The sequence below is a fragment of the Glycomyces niveus genome, from assembly GCF_017592475.1.
GTDB classification, from domain to species: domain Bacteria; phylum Actinomycetota; class Actinomycetes; order Mycobacteriales; family Micromonosporaceae; genus Glycomyces; species Glycomyces niveus.
The window spans coordinates 201,600-222,973 of sequence record NZ_JAGFNP010000006.1; the positions used below are offsets into that span (position 1 = coordinate 201,600).

Sequence of the window (21,374 nt, forward strand, 5' to 3'; positions counted from 1 at the left end):
GTGTCAGCACGCGGAGCCGAGGCTGGCACGCATCCGGGAGTCACCGCCCGCGCACCGCGGGCTTCCGGCAACGTCGTTGCCAAGCGTTAGGCTGGTAGATGTGTATGAGGAGCCACGCGACCCGTTCGCCGACGATCCCGACCACGCGGAGGCGATCGCCCCGTTCGAACCCGACCTGGACGACGACGACCGCGCGGACCTCCTCGAGGACCTCCACGAACTGGAGCTGTTCGAGAAGGTGCTGCAACCGCAGGGCTACCGGGGCGTCGTCGTCGACTGCGCCGACTGCGACGAAGCGCACTACTTCACCTGGGGCCTGCTCATGGCGAACCTGCGCGGCCTTCTCGAGGCCAACTGCGCGCAGGTCCACGAGCCCGCCTACGATCCCGACCCGGCCCACTACGTGACCTGGGACTACGCTCGGGGATTCTCGGACTGCTGGATCATGACGCACGGCGAGGACGCCGTCTAGCCGACCGCTTCGGCCTCCTTCACCGGCTCGTCGGCCCTGGGCTTCGGCGCTTTCCGCTTCGCCGCCCGCTGCTCGAGCACGTCGAGCCGTTCGGCCGCGAGGATCGCCCGGGTGAGCCCGGCCCGCACGTACGGGGCGTCGGTACCGGTGTTCTTGAACGTCTGGATGCCGATGTTGATCAGCGCGATCATGATCGCGTACATGAGCTCGTCCTGCAGCCGGTCGTTGTAGAGGAAGATCCCGATGATGACCACCGGGACGGCGTAGAGCCAGGCGGTGGGCTGCCATGACACCAGGCGCTGCAGCGTCATGATCTCTCCTTTGGGGACGGTCGAGAGGCCCTTGCCGCCGTCCCAGGCGCGGGCGCGCGCGTTGGCGTCGAGCGCGAACCACAGGCACGCGGTGATCAGCGTCGCCACCGTGATGACCCCCAAGGGGGAGAACAGGAACCACCACTTCCGCTGCACCAGCGTCGGCAGCAGGATGTACACGCTCGGGTAGATGGCCGCGCCCCGCATCATGAACGAGGCCGCGGCCGTGCGCACGCCCCTCCAACCGCGCCTGCGCAGCGCCGAACGCGGCGTCATGTCGGCGAAGACGTTCATGTACAGCCGCAGGCCCGGGATCGCGTACGAGACGGCCACGATCCGCACCGGCAGGTTGTCCCACGCGTCCGGGATCGGGTAGTCCGCGGCGCGGATGTCGTCGAGGAAAAGGATGCCCTGGTCCTCGGAGCGGTTGAGGAGGCCGTTGGCGTACTCCACCCACTTCGCCTGCCAGAAGAAGTCGAGGTCCCGCGACCACCAGGTCAGGATGAGCGCCAGCGTCGCCCACGAGATCAACGCGCAGGCGAAGGCCCAGCGCTTGAGCCCCCGCGCCTGCCGCAGGTGGTGCGCCCGCATCGGATGCGCCCGCTCGTCGATCCGCTCGGCCTGCCTGCGGCGGACCTTCCAGATGTCGCGCTGGCGATTGACCGCCTTCACTCCCGGCAGCAGGTGCTTCAACCGCTCGTAGGGGGTCTTCGGCCTCTCCTTCTCGGCCGCTTCCAGCACTTCGATCTCGCACGCGAAGAGGTCGCGGATCTCGGCGAAGCGGCCGCGGCCGGGGTCGATGCCGGAGACGGCCAGGCGCTGCTCCGGGTCGGCGTCGACCAGGTCTTCGAGGAGTCGCGCGAGACCGACCGAGGCGACGTAGAACTGGTCGGGAACCGTGCCCGGCGCGCTATGGGGGATTCCCCCGATCGCGATGAGCACCATGCCGACCGAGTAGAGGTCGGCGAGGTCGCCGCCGACACCGGAGGCCTTGACTTCGGGTGCGATGTAGACGGACTCGCGGGACTCGGCGCCGACGAGCGTCCTCGTATGGAGGAAGTTCACGCCGAGGTCGATGAGTTTCATCCTGACCGGGGCGCCGTTCTCCTCCTGGACGATTATGTTCGACGGCGTGAGGTCGTTGTGGTGCCCGACCTCCTTCGCGAGCGCGGCCATCGCGTTGAGCAGCAGGGGGCCGAGGACGCGCAGCTGCTCGATGTCGACGGGCCGCAGGAGCTCGGACTTCGGGTCCTTGCGGCCCTTCGCGACCTCCCGGAGCTTGTCGGCGAGCGTCGCCCCTTCGAGGAACTCCATGATGATCCAGCTGTCGTGGCTGGCCCAGACGGCGACGAGGGGCGAGTCGCCGTCGCGCTCGCCGCCGAACGCCCGGTCGTAGTCGCTGGTGGCCTTGACGATCGCCGGATTGCGCAGGTAGGGGTAGATGAGGCATTTGAGGGCGTACCTCGACGTGCGGACACCCGGCTGGGGGACGGTGTCCACGGTGAGGATGAACGACGTCGTGCCGCCCCGGTGAAAGGCCATGGTGCTGAAGTCGACCCGGCCCCAGACCGACGCCGCCTTCCTGTCCTTCTGCGGCGGAGGCGCATAGAGCCGCTTGATGGCGTCCTGGACGCGGGGGTCGGCGACGAGCACCGTGCACAGCGCGTCCGTCGACTGGTTCGCGATCGCAACGGCCTCATAGGCGTCGCCGTGGTACCGCATCCGGTCCGAGCGGTGCATCGAGATGAGCGTGAGCAGGAAGAGTCCGAGGTAGCCGGCGGTTTCAGGGGTGACGCGGCCGTCGGGCTCGGGAGCGGTCCACCAGGTCCACAGCCGCTCGATCTCGACGACCCGATCGACCAGGAAGCGGTCGGCGTAGGCGCGCTCGTCGAGCGGCACGTCGAGGAGCGCGGTCCGCCAGTCCCTGACGCTCCAGCCGTTGAGTTTCCGTTCGGCGTCGCGCTCATCGGTGCGCCCGGCGAGGTGCGCGCAGGCTTCGACGAGGTGTTTAGCCGATGCGTTTGCCATTGGCGGTCCTCACGGTGACGATGCGGGGCACGGACCGGAAGGACCCGTCGCGGATCTCCGCGACCGGGACGCCTTGGATCGCGGCGGCCATGACGGCGTGCGCGTGGCGGGCGGCGGCGATGAGGGCGTCGCGGTCCCTCGTCTGGTTCCCGACCTCCTTCATCCACGGCAGCGGCGCGAGGTCGAGCACCTGCGGACCGTCCCCGGGCTCGGTCATCCAGCGCTGCAGCTGCTTTCGCTGCGTGCGGTATTGGAACTGGGAGGCGACGTAGGCCTGGCCGAGTCCTTTCCGGATTCGTTCGAGGTAGGCGACCGAGAAGCGGCGGCCCGGTGGGAGGCGCGTCGGCGGCGCCTTGATCGGTTTGGTGCTGAGGGAGAGCACGTGGGTGCACCCGTCTTCGATGGCCAGCAGGGAGGGGTGGGCGGTGAGCACGCCGCCGTCGAGGGCGCGCTCGCCGCGGAAGACGCCCGTCCCGGGGACGGCCACGGGCATCCAGCAGCTCGCCTTCAGGGCCGCCTTCAAGTCCTCGCGGGACTCGAACTCGTGCGGGCCGATGGCGGTCAGGCTGTCCACCAGGCTGATCGCGACGTGGAACTCGGCCGGGTTCTTCAGGATCTGCTCGAAGTCGAGCGGCTTGACCGTCTCCAGCACCACTTCGAAGGCGTAGTCGAGGTTGAGCATGGGGCGCTTGGTGAACACGTTCCGCACGTCCACGAACTCGCGGGTGCACAGGTCGTCGAAGTAGATGGTCAGCGGGTACCAGCAGTCGCCGCCTGCCAGGAAGTAGGCGGCGTTGATCGAACCGGACGAGGTGCTGTACACGGCGTCGAACACGCCGCGCAGACCCAGGTCGTCGAGGGCGACGAGCATCGCGGCGGAGGTGACCCCGCGCATCCCGCCGCCTTCGACGGCCAGGCCCAGCCTGCAGCCGTCGGCGCGCGCTCCGGGCGCCGAACCCGCAGCTTGGCGCGCCCGTATCACTTCAAGGACAGGATGATCGTCGTTCCAGTACCGGTCGGCATCGTGGGCATACGTATCGGACAATTCGGCCTCGCTCAGGGGGTGTGAAGGAGCGGCGGAATCGGATTGCCCTCAGGATAGCGTGATCGACCATATTGCGCAGTTCCGAAACGCCGCCGGCGATTCCCCTGCTGCACCCGCATCAGCGGCATACGGTGACATGGACCACACCGATCCTCGCGCCGATGAATCCGCGCGGCGCGCGCGGTCTCAGTTGCAACACCAGGCAGAACAAGGAAGGGCTACACCATGACTCAGCTGCTCCGAGTCCAGAACTTCGTCGTCACGAGCGACGGCTTCGGCGCCGGCAAGGGCCAGAGCCTCGAGCACCCCTTCGGCAACGCCGACCCCGGGCAGCTGATGTCCTGGGCCGGCGCCACGGCCAGCTGGCCCAACCGCACCGACCCCGGCGGCACCCGCGGCCTCGACGACTACTTCACGCGCGACTTCAAGAACAACATCGGCGCGGAGATCATGGGCGCCAACAAGTTCAGTCCGTTCCGCGGCCCCTGGGAGAACTACGACTGGCAGGGCTGGTGGGGCGACGAGCCGCCGTTCCACACCCCGGTCTTCGTCATGACCCACCACCTCCGGCCCTCGTTCTCGCTCTCCGACACCACGTTCCACTTCACCGACGCCGACCCGGCCTCAGTCCTCGAAGAGGCGAAGAAGGCCGCTGAGGGCAAGGACGTCCGCCTCGGCGGCGGCGGCACCACCATCCGCGAGTTTCTCGACGCCGACCTGGTCGACACCCTCCATATCGTCGTCGCCCCCGTCGCGATCGGCACCGGCGTCCGCTTCTGGAACTCCCCCGACGACCTCGCCGACCGCTTCCACCACGAAGCGGTCCCCAGCCCCAGCGGCGTCACGCACCACCTCTTCTGGAAGTAGTAGCGGCCAGCGGCCCAGTCTAGTTCCGACTCAACGTAATATCTCTCCTGAGATAGAAGACTAGTTGCCCAATCAAAACCAAGCTCATGCCCCAATACGCAAGGCCGGTTTCAAAAAAAACAGCCGAATTTCGCCCTGAGAAGAATTCTCCAAAACCGAACATGAATCCGGCATAGGAGAACCCGACCAGACTGAGGACCCAGGCAAATGTCGGACCGATGCTTCCATTCAACCGAAAACTCAACATCACACCACTCAGAATCGCAAGGATTACCAGTGACCCAACGAACATCGGCCCGCTCCCAAGCGCATTGAACAAGCGCGGAGCCGATAGCAGAGATAGTCGAATCGTCAGTAGCATCGCCACAATCAAACTGGCGACTACAAGCCATCCAAGCCTCCCCACGGAGCCCCATCCTCCTTTCACTCCTTGCTTCGCAATGAACTCTCAAGACTCAGGATCCGAAACGCCGACGGCGCTAATATGTTACCCTTTCTTGTCATACTTATTATGGATATAGCTTCCCAGCTTTCCTGCTGCGGCGCCCAATACCGCCAAGGTAATCGCTCTCGTAAGACCACCTGTGCAACCCTTGCCCATCGGATCCTCACATGCACCTAGTTGCCCAAATGCAACTCCGCCAATGACTCCGGCCGCACAGGCATACCACACGAAAGCACAATAGACGCTCGGCATAACTACACCAATACCGGTATAGACGTCTCGCATCAAAGAATACGAACCGTCTCCTCCAGTGACACCCGAAGCCTGTTCGACAGCCTTCATATCTGCGAGTATGTCCCCATAGGACACCCTAACCAGCTCTCCATTGCGATTTGGCAGAGATGCCTCGGCATCACACGAATCGTCTGAGTATGCTGCGCAATAGGATAGATCGATAAGATCCCTGTTCTGGATCAACCAGTCACAGTTGTATTTTTCTCCGATATCGCGACCACAGATCTGGTCAATAGCGACAGCGGTTCCCCACATTCCAGCGAGGCCTTCTTGGTCCATCATGTCCATGATATCGCCAAGAAGTTCATCGATATTTCCGAGATCCGAAATATCTATGCCATTCAGAATCGTAGCATCAGGCGTCTCGATGAGAATATTGCCATCACCGATATCTGTCGTGGTGCAATCGCAGTCCGGACTGTAATTGTCCGGAACACCATATCCTTCGTCCCCGGGCAGCTCGATATCGCCGTTATCGCGGATATCGTCGGGCATATTGCAATTGCAGTTCGCTTTGGATTGTTCATATTGCTGCTGGCACTGCCAGTTGCAGTCCCAGAGCCCGGTTGGGTCTGAGGAGTTGATGGGGTTGTTATGGGCGTAAGCGTAGCCGTTGATCTGCTGACTGTCGGTGAAGGCTTGGATGGGGTCTCTTGAGATGAACCGTCCCGTCGTCGGGTCGTAGAAGCGGGCACCCATGCTCACAAGACCCGTCGGGTCTTCGGTGCCGGTGTGGTAACCCTGTTGCGTCGCAGTCCAGTCGGCACCTTCTCCCCTGGTGTTGCCGAAGGTGTCTTGGCGCCTGAAGGTGAGGACCATTGTCACGGCGCTGATTGCCCAGGCTGCGGTGCCCTGGTGGGTGGAGCCGATCCAGGTCAGGCCGGTGTCGGTTGATCGGGTCGCGATCATTTCGCCATTGTGGCTATAGGTCCTGGTGGCGTGAACAACGCCCTGCGGATCCACCACTAGCTCCTGGCCGCCGACGAACAGGTTCTGGGTGCCGTCCGCGTCGATGCGGCCGATGCGGTTGTTCTCGCCGTCGTACAGCATGCGAGTGGTGCCGTCATCATCGGTCGTGGCCGTGCCCGCGTCGTTGGTGATTGAGGTGAGCTTGCCCGCCGCGTTCCAGGTCAGGGCCTCCTTCTCGCCGTTGATAGTGCGCTCGGTGAGGTTTCCGGAGGCATCCCAGTTGTAGTCGTTGACCGTTTGGCCGATGGTGACCTTGTCGACGAGGTGAGCCTCGTCAGCGGTGTAGGCGTACGTGGCCGTCGTGCTCGTGCCGCTCGCAGCGTGGTCGGTTACGGACGTGCGGTTGCCGGTCACGTCGTAGTCGTAGCTGGTCCAGTAGGCGCCGGGCCCGCCCATGTCGTTGGCGTCCAGGTCGGCTTCTGTCGCACAAGCGCCGGTGCCGGCTTGAGCCCACGCCTCAGTAAGGCGTTGGAGGTAGTCGTAGACGAAGCACTGCCGTTCAGGTTCGCTCGGTGAGCCCGTTGCGGCGTCGGCGATCGACAGGATCTTCCCGGCATCGTCGTATTCATACGAAAGATCGGCGACGACTGGCGCGGACACGGAGTCACGAGAGAGCCGGTGCCGCTCGAGGCGGCGGGTGCCATCCTCGTACGCCCAGGTCTGGTACGTCTTCTGCCCGGAGTTGCTACCGAGCACACGCTGAGCAAGCTCCCCGAATGCGGTGTATGTGGCGCTGGAGACGTAGTCGATCGAAGGGGTGGCACCATCGTTGAAGTTGCCGTTAACTCGGGTCACTTGTCCGAGGTCGTTGTAGTGGTATGCAACAGCTTCTGCCCCAATGCCCGAGACCTGCGGGAACCTGGTGATGGCAGGTGAGCCGTCGACACGGTAGTCCTGCTGGATGTTGTAGGAGCCGTCCAGCGAGGTGAACCCGGTTATCTCAGGAATCCACTGTGTGATCGAGGTCGGTCGACCGGCACTGTCATATTGCCGCACTTCAGTAGTCACAGCCTTGCCGTCGATGTACGACACCGAGAGGTAAGGCAGTCCCTTGCCACCGGCGACAGAGTCATACCTCCAGGCGTTGAGGCGAGTGCCGTTGGCGTCGCCCGAATAGAGGTTGTACCGGCGACCGAGCGCGTCGTAAGTGGTGGTCAGCATTTGGCCGCGCTCATCGACGGTCTGGATCAGCTGGCCCGCGTCATCGTAGGCGGCCGTAGTGGTGCCGGTGTCGGGGTCGGTCGCCGAGATCTGGCGGCCGCGCAGGTCGTAGGTGTACGACCAGTTGTTGCCGTCCGGGTCGGTGACCTTGGCGAGGTTGCCGCGGTGGTCGTAGCTGTACAGCGTGGTGTCGGAGTCACCGGTCGGGGCGTCGCCGTGGAAGTCGCGCTTCTCGATCAGTTCGCCTTGGGCGTTTGTGATCGTCGCGGTCGGCGTCGCGCCAGCGGGAGGGTTAACGCTGATCATCCAGCCCTTGTTCGAGCCGCCGTAAATCGTCTCGGTCGCGTGCAGGATCTCCTGGTGGGACATGAACTCTTCGAGGACGACCCGGCCGGCACCATCGTACGAGTAGAACGTGCGAGCCTGGTCTTCACCTTGCGCAACATAGACAAGGTCGCTGCCGGGGTCGTTCTCTGAGTCCCAGTTCGGTCCCGAGGCCCACATGGTGAGGCCACGGGTGTCGTACTCGATCCCGGTGATCAGGCGTCCCCCTTGCGCGGTGGGAACCTGGGTCTGGACCTCTCGAAGGAGAGAGTCGTAGAGCACGACGCTGTTGGTCCGCTGCGTGGTGTTCGGGGTGATCGCGAAGGTCGTCACTGATGAAGGGGCGGAGTTGGAGACCTCATAGTCGTAGGCAACGGTCGGGAGATTGGGGTTCGAGGCCTTGGACCAGCCGGGACCCCATGCAGCCGTGAGCCGTCCAAGCGGGTCGTAGGTCGTCTCGGCGACGCGGTTGTTGGCGTCGACGGTCTTGACCGGGAGGCCACGGGACTTGTCGGTGTACACCGTCGAAGTGTGATTGAGCGCGTTCGCGGTCGTGACTGAAGTGACGACGCCGCCGTTGGTCGGGGCGTAGGTCGTCGTGGTCGTACGGTCGAGGGCGTCCGAGGTGGTCAGAACGCGACCGAGTCCGTCGTAAGTAGCGCTCATCGTCTCGACCCAGGTCGCGCTGGTGCCGTTGTGGTCCTTGACGATCTGGGTGGAAGTCAGCAGGCCATCGGTCGGCGCGGCGGTGCCGGTGGTGTCTTTGTCGTAGTAGAACTTGGTGCTGCTGATCAGATCCGCCGGAAGAGCGGCAGTCTCACCGCAGGCGACAGCGACGACTTCCGCCGTTCGGACCAGGCCGTAGAGATTCGCGGTCGCATTGTCCGCGTAGGTGGTCGTCGAGCATCGCTGATCCTCGTCGACGTCGAGGTCACCCAGATCGGACACGGTCTTGACGCGGCCGCGGTCGTCATAGGTCGTCAGAGTCCGGGTGCGCTGCCAGGTCGCGGTGGAGGTATCAAGGAGCGTCCGGGTTTCGGAGCTTTCCTGTCTGGTGTACCAGGCTTTCCAGGAACCGCCGTCGTAGGTGCGTTCGGCCGCAAGTTTGGTCCAGTACCCGGAGACGGTGGCGGAGATGAGGCGCTCGCCATCGTAAGAGGCGGTCTCGAAGACTGCGCCGGCCAGCGCCTCGTGGTCGGTGACGGTCTTGCTCTCGGAGTCGGTGAGCAACACCTCGAGCGAGCCGGTGCCGGTCGCCGTCGTCGGCTGGCCGTTCATGCCGCGATGGTATCGGGTGCGGGAGGACAGCTGCGGGCCCTCGCTCGGGTCGCCGGACCTGGTCGTGACCTCGGCATAACCGCGCCATTGGTTGTAAGTGCGGAGCTTGTCGTCGGTGTGCTCGGAGTCGTCCCAGGCCCAAAGCCGAGTCGTGCCGCCCCCCAGGGTCGAGTACGAGTAATACGTGCGGAGCGGAACCTGGCCTCCGGTGGTGTCGAACTCGGCCACCTCGGTGACCACGTACTTGTGGAACCACTCCTCGGTTGTGCCTTCTTCTGAGAGCACCGGGTAGCAGAGGCTGGCGTTGTTCAGCTTGTCCGGCAGGGCGTCCCAGGTGCAGGACGGTGCGGAATACCAGACACCGGTGACGGCGCCGGTTTCGGAAGTGATCGCGGTGAGGCGGGTGCGCCACATCGAGGGGGTACCTTCGGAGTGCTCGACCCGGTTGGGGAAGGCGATGCCGTTGAACGTCACGGGCGGGGTTGACTCGGTGCCGCCGACGTGCCCGGTGTGCTGGATCGACTTGAGCCAAAGCACAGTGTCCTCGGCGTTGCCGTAGTCGAGGAACTGCTGGGTGAGCGCCCAGGAGTCGACCTTGGTGAAGCCGCCCGAGCCGTTGGGGACGTAGGTCTCGATCGACGAGAGCCGCTTGGAGGAGAAGAACGCCGGGGAGAACAGGTCCGTGCAGGGCGCGACAGCGCAGTTCTTGTCCCAGGGGGTCTCGGGCCAGGAGGCGGCCTTCGGGGTGTTGTCAGTATTGTAGCAGGCGGATTCGCACCGGTCGGTGTAAGTGAAAGACACACGCCCGGCCTGCACGCCGGCGTCGGCGGCGGGGGCGGCACGCAGTCCGTAGTCGATGCGGGTCAGCCGCGCGGAGCGGTGGAAGGCGACGCGGTTGTTCTCGTCGACGGCGGCGCCGTAGTGGCCCGTCTCGGTGGCCCACTCGAAGCGGGTGCGGTTGTCGTGAACGTCGGTGATCTCGTCGACCATCCAGCGGTAAGCCTGGGCGCAGTCGGAGCCGGCGAAGTCATCGGCCTTGTAGCAGGATTCACCGGAGTGGTTGCCGAACACGGGAACCGTCAAGCGTGAACCAGTACTGGCGGCTCGGGCTCCGAAGTTGTAGACCGTCCCGTCGGTGGTCGTGACGCGCCAGCGCTCGCTGGTCGCCGCAGTCGGAGTCGCCGCGGATCCGAGGAGTTCGACCTTCCAGCCCGGATCCGCCGAGGCGGTCCAGGTGTTGGTGTCGTCGTCGAGGACGAGCGTCGAGTTGACGCCCTCGAGTACCAGCGTGACCGACGGGGACTTCCCGTCCCAGCAGCGGTCGGCCGTCGCCTCAGGGGTGTTGCCGCCGTCGTCGTCCGACATGCAGTTCACGTAGGTGCGCTCGATGTAGCCCGGCGTGTAGGACCAGCCGTCGCCGATGAGTCCGGACTGATTGTTGGAGGACGATGTGTGCCCGTCGACCGCTTGGGAGGAGTAGGAGAGACCGACCGATGGCACTGGGCCTTCGGCCGGGGGCAATTCGATACCGTACGTGTAGTTGAAGCCGCCGGTCGAGCCGCCTTGCGACCACGAGCCCGCGTTCGAGAGGTCGGTGGCCGACCAGTCGCCGGTCGCCGTCGATCCCCCGGAGCCGCCGGCCGACGGGATCGAGATCTTCCCCGAGTCCGTCGTCAGCCCCTCGCCGCCTAGGTCCACTGGGGTCCCTCCGACCGGGGAGGTCGACACCGGGGTGCCCACATCCGGGTCGGTCGCACCCGACTGCGCCTGGGCCGGAGTCTGGTAGGCGAACAGCGCCGCGCCGGCTATCAAGGTCATCGCAGAGACGTAGCGGACGGCGTTCTTGCCATGCCGCGACCATGCGGTGCGGGTGCCAGGCGTCATGGAAGGGCCTTTCTCAAGGGGGTGTCGAGGGGGGACTCGGAGGTTTCGAGTGGTGGCGGGACGGCGTTGAGGCGCCGTCCCACCTAAAGGCGTCAGTCGATGACCGGGGGCGGGTCAGTGGGATCGGTGCATTCTGGGTCACCTGTCGGTTCAGGTCCGGGGTTGTCCTCGGCGAGAGTCTTGATCGCTTGTTCGTCAAGGACTCCGCTAAAGGCGACAACCTCGTCAATACCACCGACCATTTGGTTCACCATCGTCCCGAACTGCTCTGCTGCGCCGATCGTCAATGGACCGTTTGCCTGCCAGGGAGAGTCGACCAGCTGCCCCACTTGATCCTGCAAGACTCCGTCGACGTATAGCCGGATGGTTCCGGCACCAAGGTCGACCTGGGCCGCTAGGTGGTACCACTTCCCCACTACTGGCGAGCTGTTCGCCAGAGCGCGCGTCCACTTCGTGTTCTCCGAGTCGGACTGCGGCATGGAGAGTTGGAATCTTCCCGCATTCGGGTTGTAGCTGAGGTTGAATGCACCATAAGTGGTGCCCGTCTGCGAGACGATCGTTCGGTAGCCATCGGTGTCGTCAAGGCGGACCCAAGCAGCAACCGTGAACGACTCGTCAGTCGTGATGACCGGACCAGCGGTTTCCGCCCATCCTTGGCCTTCCAGCGAGAGCCCATATGCAGCCCAGCAGAAGTTATAGCGGTCAAGCTCCCACGAATAGGCGCCGTTCAACGTCAGGTCGTGACCACCCCACGCGTCCGTGCCCTCAGGGACTTCTCCGAGCTCCCACCAGCCGAGAGCTTCAGTGTGCGTCGTGTTGACTTCGGTCGCATCCAGCGCGCCGCGCCAGACTCGGACGTCGGAAATCGCACCGTCCCATTGCGTGTACCGTGCTCCGTCGCTGGTGCCACCGCACCCGATGACGAACTCGCTGGCCCGCCACGGGTCCCATTCGGTCGACATGACTCCGCTGTCGGAGAATGCTCCGTTCACGAACAGGTCGAGCCGGTTGTGGTCCGGGTCGACGGCCACCGTGATCTGGGTCCACTCGGTCTCGGTGGCGCCCCCGGTCTCTGTGCTGACCGCGCCCTCGCCCCAGTCGGGCGCGGCAGAGTCTTCGGAGGTCACCGACACGTTCCACCTGTCGGTGCTGGCGTTGTACTTGGCCATCACCGAGAAGTACTGGGAGCCGTGGAAGCTGAAGACACGCGGATGGGCGTTGAGGTGGTCAGCGTCAAGGCGAACCCAGGCCGAGACCGTGAACGCGGAGTCAGTGCGAACCGGGACCGTCTCAGCCGTGGGGCAAGTCGACCCGTCAAACTTCAGAGCGCTGTTTTCGCGACCGTGCTGATCGGACTCCCACACCGGGGTCGTCGGCATCGCGGTCAGGTCTGGTCCGCGCCCCGAATAGTCTGCACCGGGCACTACACCGGGCGTCTTGTCGTAGCGAAGCGGGTACCAAGCTTGCAGCGCGGCCGGGATTCCGGCTCCACCCATCGACTCATCGATCTGCTGACCGGTCAGTGGCTGGCCGAAGATCACCGCATCGTCGACCGAACCGGCGAAGTGCCCGAAGGTGCTGCCACTCGCCTTGACGCCGCAGCCGACGGAGAAGACCCCGTTCGCAGTCCATGCGTCTGGAGCCTCCTTGGAACCCACCAGGAATCCGTTGACATACAGTCGCAGACGAACTGCCGCCGCGTCGTAAACCGCAGACACATGCGTCCATGTCCCGAATTGAGCGGTCGTAGGTGAGACGACTGAGACGCCTGTTGTCCCACCATCGGCGTTGCTCATCGCAACGCCCCATTTACCACTGGTGGTCAGCAGGAGCTTCATGTTGCTCGAGACCGCGCCGGTCACGTCGATGACCGCGGCTTCCGATGCAGGCGCGGACGCGGCGTTGACCCACCCGGCGACGGTGTACGAACTCTTCGTATCGACGATCGGGCTGCCTGCTTTGAGGCAGGACGCGCTGGTGCCGTCGAAGACTGCAGCCGAATCGGGGCGTCCCGCACGGTCAGGTCCAGTGACCGCAGCTCCGAGCGGAGTCAGATCGTGTTCGCCTGCGTCGTCAAGCAGATCGCCATCGAAGCGCCATGCCCCCACTGCTTCAGCAGGCTGAGCAGCGATGGCAGTGAATATGAGAGTGGTTGGGCTGGAGGGGTTGCCGGTGCTGCCTACCGGGACGTCCCACGCCGTTACCTGCAAGGTGTGCTGGATCGACCCGGTAGCCGGCAATGTCAGTTGAAGCTGTGCCCTGCCGGCGGTCGCGGGGATCGATTTCTCCGCCGCGCTGTTGAAGGAATAGTTGAAGCTCTTGACGTCCGAGTCACTGATGAGTTCGAACGTAACCGTCTGGCCTGGAAGTGGGCTCGTGGTTACCTGAACGACATCGGGCGGGCTGGGAGGGGTCGAGTCTATCCGCACCCAACAGTAGGCCGACCATGCGCTCTGAGTGAACGCGTCTTCAGTCCTTGCATTCCACCGGTAGAGGCCTTCCGTTGCCTCATTAGCGGAAAGGCGCGTTATGGCTGATGTTCCGCCCTCAAGCAGGGTCTCTGTGTCCTCCCAGATGTGATCGCCGGTTTGCGCGTAAAAGCGAAAGCGCGTCACGAGGGATGATCCGTCGTCGGGGTCGCCCGGTAGTGCGGAAAACTTCGGCGTCGTGGAGGTCACAAGCGTCGGGGACGCTTGTGTCCCGCAGGCTTGATCTTCGGTCTTGAGAGCCGTTGGTGTCGTCGGCAGCTGGTTCAGGCGGAAGTGGCAGTTCGCGGTCCATTCCCCGACTGCATCGTGACTGCTGTCGGCATCCCTGACGCGTGCTTCCCAGTAGTAGTTCTTGCCGCGCACGAGCTTTCCTGAGGGAACCGTCGCAGAGTACGCGGTGCTCTCGGCGACACCCGAGACGGTCATCTCCGCGATGGTGACGTCAGGGCTGGGACCGGGGTCGACGACTCTGAAATCCAGATGCGTTGACGAGAGGAGATTCGACGGAGTCGTCGCCGTCAGCACGGGCTGCAAGGTGTTGAGCGTCAGGCCCGGGGCCGAAGTCGAGCAGTCCTTGCCGGCGGTCTTGAGGGACCTCGGCGGGTTCGCCGCATGGGTGACCAGGAGCGTCGCCGTACTCGGATCCATCTTGCGCCACTGGTACCTATCGGTTTCGTCGCCGGAGACGACGGCGAACGGCGCAGTGTTCGAACCGTCGTCAGCCAAGGCCTGCATACGGTTCTTGAGACCTGTGGTGCTCGTCCAGGCGATAGTCTGGTCGGTTTCGTTGTAATTGTCGTTCGAGGTCGGCACCGAGTCAGTGGCGACCGTGCCGACGACCTTGGAGTTGAACACGTCGTCGAAGGCGGCGGTGTCGACGTTGAAGGAGTTCATCGCAACGAGCTTGACGTCGTAGGTTTTGCCGACACCTGCCGTGTGAGTCTGGGTGATCCAGACGCCGGCATCACGGACCTCGCGGTCGGCGAGGGCCTGGATGCCGTTGAAGATCATGCCGGCCCGCCAGTATCCCAAGGTGGGGTCGTTTTCCCACAGCTGCAGGCCAGTGCACATGACGGCACCGTTGCCGCAGGTGATCTCGTTGGCGTAGGCCTCGCCGTAGAGGAAGTTCGTCCATGACACGGAGGTGTCGTAGAACTTCGGGTCGATGTAGATCGGGTACTGCGCGTCCGGGTCGTCCAGCAGCGTTTGGTCGGGGACCACGGTCAGAGAGTCGGCGTCGATCTCCAGTTCCATCGCGGCCGCGAGCTCCGGGGTGCCTTCTGCGGCTGCGGACGAGTCCCACATCAGCGGGGTCGCGACGCCGAACGCCGACTCACCCTCCGCGTCGGTCAACTGCGCGGTGTCGGCCTCCGAATCCGACGAGACCGCCAGTCCGTCAGTGGTGAGCCCCAGTTCGATCTGCTCGAGCTCCGGGCTGGCGGCGGCTTCGGGAGTCTTGACAACCAAGGCGTACGAGAAGTCTGAGACTCCCGCGTAGACCTCGAGGTCTACGTCGGGGAGTACGTCGGGGTAGACGACAGTGGACCCTTCCGCGACGGGCGCGGGAAGCGGGTCGGGCCAGGACAGGGACACTTGCTCGCCGTCGGCACTCACTGCTGAGACGAATTCCGTCGTGCCAGCGGCACCGAATCGCAGGTCCATGACCGTCGCCACCGCTTCGAGCGAGCCGTCCTCGGCTACCTCGACGGTGGTGTCGACTTCGACCCAATCGCCGGACTCGTCAGGCACCCACCCGGGCACCGCGCGGAATTCGGTGGTCGTCGAACCATCGGGCTGGGCGTAGGAGCGACTGGTGTAGTCCTGCATGTCACGGATCAGGACTTCGGCATCGCAAGCCGCGGCGAGGGCCAGCGCGTCAGCCTCGTTGCTCTCCTGGAGCCCGGAGTCGGGAGCCGTGCAGGAAGCGTCGTTCGGTTCTTCGGCGAGGGCGGGTGGGGTGCTCAGTGCTGCACCTGCGATCACCGAAGCCAGACCGATGGTCAGGCTTCGTGCGATGGCGCGGCGAGGGTGGGGGCTCGTCACGTGGGGTTCGCTCTCCAGTTTGAGGATGGGGGTGTCATCGGGGGGTTACGGGGTTGACTCGGCACTGGCTGTGACCGCGAGCGAAGCACACGCTATCAACATTTGTGGACTTCCGCAGAAGCCGGACAATGTGGATTGGTCCGAATTGCACCATGGACTCCCAGGCAATCCGGCGACGACCAGGAGATGTAACAGTTTTGCATCAGTCGATACGTGCGTGATCACATCGGAGTTCATCGAGCACGATCCATTTCGCACTTCCATTGGCGCCCTTCAGGTTTCGCGTGATGACACAGCGCTGTCATCTCGAAACGCTGACGTTCGCATGCGGGGGCACAGGTCCCACTATTTGGCGACAGATCACCCCGGACCGGCACTCGACGATGTTCTGCGGCGGGCCGGTGCGGGTGTCAGGAGGGCTGTCAGGTCGGTGTCAGGGCGGTGCAAGGCGGGGCGTCGATAGTTGCTTCATCAACGAGGGCGACCTCACCGGAACTGGAATTGGAGCAAGACGATGACCATCAACCTCACCGCCCAGGACGAGACCACCATCCGCACCGCCGCTTACGGCGTCGTTACGCTCATGTCGTCAGCGGGGATCGCCGGGTCGGCGCACCGGATCGGCACGGACGCGTCGCTGGCGCTCGCCGCCGCGACCGGCGCCGTCGGGCACGTGATCGCCGGGGCGAAGGCGAAGGACCTGAAGTTCCCGGGCAAGTCGACTGCGGCCATCGCCGACCAGGTGCTGCCCGCGATCAGCGAGTCGGTGCGGCTGCTGGCCGCCGAGGACGCGGCCGAGGCCGAGAACTTCCGCTCGGTCGTCCGCATCGCGATCGCCGCCGCGGAACGCGCCCACAAGGGCGAGCCGAGCCCGGTCATGGCCGAGATGAGCCGGAAGATCAACGAGGCGCTGAACGCCTAGGAGACGCGACACCCGCGCCGCCGCACCGATTCCGGTGCGGCGGCGAAACACGTCGGGTTCGGAGGGTGGATCAGTAGCGGGATGTATCCCTGGCACGGCGGGCCGCATCGACGTTTCGCGGCGGCTGGTGAACACTGGGTCGCGACAGGGCCGCCGGGATTGAAGGAGTCGAGCCGTGACCGATCCGTTCATCAGGAGCTTCGAGGACGCCGAACGTGAAGGGCCGCTGGCGGGTCTGCGGTTGGCGGTGAAGGACCTGTTCGATCTGGCAGGGGTGCCGACGGGGGCGGGGAACCCGCGGTGGCTCGAGACGCATGCGGTGCCGAGCGAGGACGCGGTCGCGGTGGCACGGTTGCGGGCTGCCGGGGCGCGAGTGGTCGGGAAGACGGTCACCGATGAGCTGGCGTGGAGCCTGAACGGGACGAACGCGCACTACGGGACCCCGGAGAACCCGGCCGCGCCGGGGCGGGTGCCGGGCGGGTCGTCGTCGGGGTCGGCGTCGGCGGTCGCGTTGGGGCGGGCGGACATCGGGCTCGGGACGGACACGGGCGGGTCTATCCGGGTGCCCGCGTCCTATTGCGGGCTGTTCGGGCTGCGGCCGACGCACGGCCGGGTGAGCCTGGAAGGCGCGGTGCCGCTGGCGCCGTCGTTCGACACCGCCGGGGTGCTCACGCGGGACGCGGCGACATTGCGGCTGGCGATGGACGTGCTGCTGGAGGGCACGGCTGAGGCGGGGCCGATCACGAGACTGCTGGCGCCGCAGGACATCTGGGACGAGATCGCGGAGGCGACCACGGCCGCGGTGTGGCCGCAGGTCGAGGCAATGGGGCTGCCGATCGACCGGACGCCGTTCTTCGCGGACAGCGGCGATGTCGCGCCGCTCGAGGCCGCGCGGGTCGCGTACGCGACCCTGCAGGCATGGGAGGCGTGGCAGGCCCACGGCGAATGGATCGAGGCGAACGAGCCCGAGTTCGGGCCCGGCGTGGCGATGCGGTTCGCGAACGCCGCGAAGCTCGACAGCGCCGACGTCGCTGCGGCCCAACGGGTCCGCAGCGGTGTCACCGCGCTCGTGCGGGACCGGCTGCCGGACGGCGTCGCGCTGGCCATTCCGGCGACGCCGGGACCGGCGTTCACGATCGGCGACGCGCCGAACCGCGAGGCGATCGTCCGGTTGACGTGCATCGCGGGCCTGGCGGGCGCGCCGGCCCTGGCCGTGCCGGCCGGCACCGTCGAGGGTCTGCCGGTCGGCCTCCAACTCGTGGCCGCCCCCGGCGGCGACGAGCGCCTGCTCGAACTCGCCTGACCACAAGCGGAGAATCGATCGAGTCAGCTCGGTCGGCGTTCGCCCTCACGCCGAGCCGATTCATCGCGGGCAGCCTCGCTTGGAACGGAGCATGCCGCCCGGCGTGCGCGACAAGCGTCGGCTCGAACTCGTGCGGCCGCCAACGGCAGCGCCGAATCGAGCCCGGTCGGCCGGCGTTCGCGGCCACGCCGAGCCGATTCATCGCGGGCAGCCTCGCTTGGAACGGAGCATGCCGCCCGGCGTGCGCGACAAGCGTCGGCTCGAACTCGCCCGGCCGCCAACGGCAGCGCCGAATCGAGCCCGGTCGGCCGGCGTTCGCGGCCACGACGAGCCGGTTCATCGCGGGCAGCCTCGCTTGAACCGGAGCATGCCGCCCAGCGTGCGCGACGAACGTCTGCTCGAGCCGGTCTCGTTTGGAGCGGAGCCGGAGTCCGTCGCCGCGGCGGTCCGCGCGGCACGGGCGGTCTCGCTGCGCTGAGCGAGCCGCCCTCGGAGCGCGGGGCCTTGCGGGCCGGAGCACGGTCGCATCGCGCCGGTTTCGGTCGCGTGCCGCTCGGGACGATGGGTGTCCCCGGCCGCGGTCGTCGGCCCGATCGTGAAGCAGCCGTGACGGATCCTGGGGGCCGTGCCGCGGGGCCCCCTCGCCCCGCGGATCCCTCGGTCCTGTCCTGTCACCGTTGTAGAGCTGTACTGCCTAGCGGGTGCTGGTCGGCCACCCGCGTCGCGCGTCGCCGGGCGTGATCCTGCCGGTCACGGCGGTCCTGTTGCGCGCCTGGAAAATCCGGGGAACGGTCGCGTCCTCTCCTGCCAGTCGGGACGCGGATCGGATGGTCAGCAGACGAGGCCCGAACGGAAGGCCTCGGCCACCGCGTGGGCCCGGTCGCGCGCGCCGAGCTTGCGGAACATGCGCCGCGCGTGGGTCTTGACGGTGTCCTCGGAGACGAACAGATCGCGCCCGATCTCCGCGTTCGACTTCCCTTCGCTCATGCCCCGCAGGACCTGGAGCTCGCGCTCCGTGAGCTTCATGCCCTGCAGCGTGGAACGCTGCCGCGGCACGGTCTCGGTGACGCGCCGGAGCGTCGGCGAGGCGAACATGATCGCCTGCGCCAGCGCGACCAGCAGGTCGTCGGAGTTGTTGGACGGGGTGCGGATGACGCCCCGGGCGCCCGCGGCGACCACCATGGCCGCCGTGCGCGGGTCGGCCGCGCCGGACAGGAGGACCCCGGTGCGGGGCGAGCGGGCGCGGACGGTCTTGACGAACTTGACCGGGTCGGGCGCGGCCAGGGCCACGTCGACCAGCACCACGTCCACTTGGCGGCGGCCGAGTTCGAGGAAGAGCTCGGGCGAGCCCTCGACCGACTTGACCGCCTGAGCCAGGCCCATGCGGGTCGCGCAGGCCGAGATCTTCTGTCCGGCTTGAGGAGTCTTAACACAGACCAGTACGGTTCTCACTTTGTTCTACCTTTCGCTGCGGTAGGCCGTGCGTGTCTCTCTGTTACCAGCACGCAGGCGGTCCGCCGCCATGACGCGAGTTCGCGCGGATTTTTCGAGTGACTTGTCGAGGTTTCCGGGGCGGCGCGTGGACGCATGGTGTTCGGGGCTCGCTTGACGCGAGTTCCTCGTCCCGGATGGGAAACTGGGGGCATGACACAGCGAAGAGGCGGACGACCGTACCGAGCCGAGTCCCGCGATTTTGGTGACCATCGTTCACATCCACCTCGCCATGACCTGTCTAACGAACTAACGGCCCTGGAAGGTACGAGTTACGGCCGATATAAATCCTTGCGTGGCAAATGGTGGGCAGGTCCGGCGATTCTGGACATTTCCCGGGTCCAGTCGGACCCGTACGCGCCGCCGAGCCGCGTCGCCCTCGAGTTCGACGCCGAGGCCGCAGACCTGCTCGAAGACTGGTACGCGACGCCGGAGCGGCGGCGCGCGCTGGCGGTGCTGCTCGCCAAGCGGTTCAGGAAGGCCTGCCCCACAAGGGACCTGAGGATCGACGGCGGGGGGCAGGAGATCCTGCGGCGGGCCTCGTGCACCGTGGGCGCGGACGGGTCGGTGGTGTTCCGGCTCGGCGCGCAGTTCCCCGGGCACGGGCGGCGGATCGCGGGCCGGCAGGCCGCGCGGCTGCTGTGCGAGATCCTGCCGGACGTGGCCGACGAGGCGCTGTCGGTGCCCGAGGATGACGTGCTGGTGTGGACGCGCCACGCCGACGACGTCAAGGCGCTCAGGGAGTCCGTGGCGGCGGCGGGGCTCGTGGCGTTCGTCGCGGACGGGTCGATGCTCGCGCGGCGCTCGGGCGTGGACCAGCGGCCGCTGGAGTCGGGCGTGCCGTTCAAGAGCCCGGACTCGCTCGCGGTGGAGTTCGAGCTGCCGCACGCGGGTGCGGTGCGCGGCATGGGGATCGGGCCGGGCGTCACGCTGATCGTCGGCGGCGGCTTCCACGGGAAGTCGACCCTCTTGCGGGCCTTGGAGTCCGGCGTGTGGGACCACATCCCTGGGGACGGCCGGGACCTGGTGGTCGCGGACCGGTCGGCGGTGAAGATCCGGGCCGAGGACGGGCGCGCGGTGACCGGCGTCGACGTGCACGCGTTCGTCGACCACCTGCCGAGCGGCGACGACACGCGGCATTTCACGACCGAGAACGCGTCCGGCTCGACCTCGCAGGCCGCTGCCGTGGTCGAGGCGCTGGAGGCGGGCGCGAAGGCGCTCTTGATCGACGAGGACACGGCCGCGACGAACCTGATGATCCGCGACGCGCGGATGCAGGAGCTCGTGGCGAAGGACCGCGAGCCGCTGACGCCGCTGGTCGACCTGGTGCGGTCGATGGCCGACGAGCACGGAGTGGCGACGATCCTCGTCATGGGCGGCTCAGGCGACTACATGGACGTCGCCGACCGGGTGATCCTCATGGACGCGTACCGGCCCGAGGACGTGACGGAGCGGGCGAAGGCGTTGGCGGCCAAGCCGACCGGGCGCCAGGTCGAGGCCGAGGGGTTCCGGATGCCGCGGGCGCGCGTGATCGACCCGCGGTCGGTGTCGTCGGAGTCGCGGGGGAAGCAGAAGATCAAGGCCGGGGGCACGGACGGGCTGCGGTTCGGCGAGTCCGATGTGGACGTGCGGTCGGTGGAGCAGATCACCGACCCGGCGATGACCACCGGGATCGGGCTGGCGATCGAGGCGGCCGCGCGGCACGGCTGGATCGACGGCGAGTCGACCGTCGCGGAAGTCCTCGACCGCCTGGACGAGGCGCTGGACGCCGGCGGCGAGGAGGAGCTGCTGCGGATCAGGGACATCGACCTGGCGGTGCCGCGGCGGCACGAGGTGGCGGCGACGCTCAACCGGATGCGGGAGCTTCGGGTGCGCCAGAGCGAGTGAGGTTGCGGCCCTTGTGGACCCGGGGGCCGGGACGGGGCGCGAAACGCCTGATCACAGGCAAAAAAGCGCCTTCGCGGCTCCGATCCCCAAAGGCCGCGAAGGCACTTGAACTCTATCGGTTTCCCGACAGTAGTGCGACTAACTGTCGGGATGTTGACACT

Annotated in this window: 10 protein-coding genes; 5 read left to right on the forward strand and 5 right to left on the reverse strand. The window is 66.2% G+C overall.

Annotated elements, in window-relative coordinates; genetic code table 11:
• Positions 1-100 precede the first annotated feature (100 nt).
• Positions 101-472, forward strand: a complete 372-nt coding sequence (locus tag J5V16_RS13435) for a DUF5319 family protein (protein ID WP_208496780.1) — start codon at positions 101-103, stop codon at positions 470-472.
• Here the strand turns inward: J5V16_RS13435 and J5V16_RS13440 are convergent.
• Positions 469-2,811 carry a protein kinase domain-containing protein gene (locus J5V16_RS13440; protein WP_208496781.1) on the reverse strand — a complete coding sequence of 781 codons (2,343 nt, stop codon included), beginning with the start codon at positions 2,809-2,811 and terminating at the stop codon, positions 469-471. The two genes, J5V16_RS13435 and J5V16_RS13440, sit on opposite strands and share 4 nt — an antisense overlap.
• Positions 2,792-3,793, reverse strand: a complete 1,002-nt coding sequence (locus J5V16_RS13445) for a patatin-like phospholipase family protein (RefSeq protein ID WP_307792953.1) — start codon at positions 3,791-3,793, stop codon at positions 2,792-2,794. The genes J5V16_RS13440 and J5V16_RS13445 overlap by 20 nt, the downstream gene beginning before the upstream one ends.
• A gap of 288 nt (positions 3,794-4,081) precedes the next feature.
• Here J5V16_RS13445 and J5V16_RS13450 point away from each other — a divergent pair, with 288 nt between their 5' ends.
• Positions 4,082-4,723 carry a dihydrofolate reductase family protein gene (locus tag J5V16_RS13450; protein ID WP_208496783.1) on the forward strand — a complete coding sequence of 214 codons (642 nt, stop codon included), beginning with the start codon at positions 4,082-4,084 and terminating at the stop codon, positions 4,721-4,723.
• Positions 4,724-5,210: 487 nt separating this feature from the next.
• On the opposite strand, the gene J5V16_RS13455 is transcribed toward J5V16_RS13450, so the two are convergent.
• Positions 5,211-11,078, reverse strand: a complete 5,868-nt coding sequence (locus J5V16_RS13455; protein ID WP_208496784.1) for an RHS repeat domain-containing protein — start codon at positions 11,076-11,078, stop codon at positions 5,211-5,213.
• Between the two features lie 92 nt (positions 11,079-11,170).
• Positions 11,171-15,610 (reverse strand): LamG domain-containing protein, encoded by a 4,440-nt coding sequence (locus tag J5V16_RS25495; protein ID WP_208496785.1) that lies wholly within the window; start codon positions 15,608-15,610, stop codon positions 11,171-11,173.
• Positions 15,611-16,124: 514 nt separating this feature from the next.
• Here J5V16_RS25495 and J5V16_RS13465 point away from each other — a divergent pair.
• Together J5V16_RS13465 and J5V16_RS13470 are read left to right on the forward strand one after the other, a co-directional pair.
• On the forward strand, positions 16,125-16,532 hold the full coding sequence (locus J5V16_RS13465) for a hypothetical protein (protein WP_208496786.1): 408 nt from the start codon (positions 16,125-16,127) through the stop codon (positions 16,530-16,532).
• A 175-nt stretch (positions 16,533-16,707) separates the two neighbouring features.
• Positions 16,708-17,835: an amidase gene (locus J5V16_RS13470; protein WP_208496787.1), complete on the forward strand. Its 1,128-nt coding sequence runs from the start codon at positions 16,708-16,710 to the stop codon at positions 17,833-17,835.
• Positions 17,836-18,666: 831 nt separating this feature from the next.
• Here J5V16_RS13470 and J5V16_RS25500 read toward each other — a convergent pair.
• Positions 18,667-19,287 carry a response regulator transcription factor gene (locus J5V16_RS25500; RefSeq protein WP_307792954.1) on the reverse strand — a complete coding sequence of 207 codons (621 nt, stop codon included), beginning with the start codon at positions 19,285-19,287 and terminating at the stop codon, positions 18,667-18,669.
• 192 nt (positions 19,288-19,479) lie between these two features.
• Between J5V16_RS25500 and J5V16_RS13480 the strand changes: the two genes are divergently transcribed.
• The gene (locus J5V16_RS13480; RefSeq protein ID WP_208496789.1) at positions 19,480-21,213 is read left to right on the forward strand and encodes an ABC-ATPase domain-containing protein; all 1,734 of its coding nucleotides are present in this window, start codon (positions 19,480-19,482) and stop codon (positions 21,211-21,213) included.
• The last annotated feature ends 161 nt before the right edge of the window (positions 21,214-21,374 follow it).